Genomic DNA, 439 nt, shown 5'->3' with positions numbered 1-439 from the left:
ACAGTAGTGAGGAGACCACGGATGCGTAGTTTCCTTCGCGGCGCCCGGGAAAGCGTCCGCCGGCTGGTGGCCTTCGCTCAAGCCGAAGGCTGGAGCGTCGACCGCTCCGCCGGCGGCCACTTGAAGCTCAGCAAGATCGGCTGCGCCTCGATCTTCATCTCTTCCACGCCAAGCGACGCACGCGGCGAGCTCAATGCCCGCGCCCTGCTCCGTCGAGCCGACAGGCAGCGTTCCCTGAACCAGGAGTCTTTCTGATGCCTATCAAACACGCCATCGTCCATCTGATCGAGAAGAAGCCCGACGGCACCCCGGCCGTGCTCCACGCGCGCGACGCCGAGCTGGGCGACTCCCAGGCCATCGAGAACCTGCTGGCCGACCTCAACGAAAGCTACAACGCCAAGAACAAGGCCTGGGGCTTCTTCCAGGGCGAGTCCGGGGC

At 65.4% G+C, this 439-nt stretch carries 2 protein-coding genes; both read left to right on the top strand.

The window, feature by feature from the left end:
• Positions 1 to 21 precede the first annotated feature (21 nt).
• Positions 22 to 255, top strand: coding sequence for a hypothetical protein (locus tag JWG88_RS21330; protein WP_003103841.1), 234 nt, complete (start codon positions 22 to 24; stop codon positions 253 to 255).
• Positions 255 to 439 (top strand): nucleoid-associated protein (locus JWG88_RS21325; RefSeq protein ID WP_240194675.1); only part of this gene is annotated, 185 nt, incomplete at its 3' end. The genes JWG88_RS21330 and JWG88_RS21325, both read left to right, overlap by 1 nt.

This window comes from Desulfopila inferna (assembly GCF_016919005.1).
Taxonomy (GTDB): domain Bacteria; phylum Desulfobacterota; class Desulfobulbia; order Desulfobulbales; family Desulfocapsaceae; genus Desulfopila_A; species Desulfopila_A inferna.
Note: the sequence above shows the minus strand (reverse complement) of the source record. Positions and strands in the feature narration are given on the sequence as shown.

Bases quoted from the DNA above. Each gene is read 5' to 3' on its own strand.
- JWG88_RS21330 (WP_003103841.1), top strand. From the start codon at position 22: ATGCGTAGTTTCCTTCGCGGCGCCCGGGAAAGCGTCCGCCGGCTGGTG.